Genomic DNA, 1,070 nt, shown 5'->3' with positions numbered 1-1,070 from the left:
AATTTCAGTGAGCGTTATCTGAATAACCGTTTTTGAGCGTCAGAGTGCATGGATTCGTGACGAAAATAACGAATTGCTCGCATCATTCACAGGATAATGAAGTCATATTCAAAAGGCTTCACGCGCAACCAAGCATCGTGGGGTCAATTGGACACAAAACAATAATAATCAGTGAGTAGATGCAATATGGCTCAGACCATTCAGTTAGCCAACCATTCCGAAATGACGATCATCGATAACGATCTGCACGTGGATGTGATTGGTAATCAAGCCCATTTCTCTTTCTCTGGGCTTCACAATAAGACCTTTACTGACCGTGAAGTGTTGTTCGAAATGCCGTTTCTATACGAGCACGAAGCCAACGTGATTGGTGATGGTTTTCAAATGTTGGCGCAAACGTCAGGAACGATCACGCATCCTATTGAAATAGGTCGATGCCCCGACAACATTCCCCCATACCGTGTGTACTCGCAACATGCACCTAAGCGTTACTACAACTATCTAGTGATTGAGGATTCTGCTGGTTACACCTTGTTTGGCTTCACGACGTGCCGTCGATTTGCTGGTTACTTTGATATACAACAGCGAAATGGGCAGTGGATACTGACCGCTGCAATCGATGGCGAACACACGCAAGTGGCGGATTGGGAACACAATCAACTTGAGTCCATTACGATTTTAACTGGCAACTCGCTATCCGATCTGTATCAAGAGTTCAGCGAGATGATTGCCGCGCATCATCCTATTCGCAACGGTGTCACGCAGGATGCACCGATAGGCTGGTGCTCTTGGTATGCGTACTATGCCGATGTGACCGAGCAAAATGTTTTAGAAAATGTTGATTGCATGCAAGACAAGCTCGAAGACCTAGAATGGGTACTTCTGGATGATGGCTATCAAGCGTTCATGGGGGATTGGCTTACGCCGTCGGATAAATTCTCTGGCGGTGTGAAGGAGTTGATTCAAAACATTCGCGCAAAAGGCAAAAAGCCGGCGATTTGGATGGCTCCTTTCATAGCGCAGCCAGAATCTGAGGTCTTTAAGCAACATCCTGAATGGTTTGTTCGTCA

General features: G+C 46.1%; 1 protein-coding gene. It reads left to right on the top strand.

The window, feature by feature from the left end; genetic code table 11:
• Positions 1 to 186: 186 nt before the first annotated feature.
• Positions 187 to 1,070, top strand: an 884-nt coding sequence (locus R7P67_RS26225) for an alpha-galactosidase (RefSeq protein ID WP_318086507.1), incomplete at its 3' end; no start/stop codon positions are given.

This window comes from Vibrio sp. Vb0937, assembly GCF_033338855.1.
This window is presented reverse-complemented; position numbering and strand designations above follow the sequence as displayed.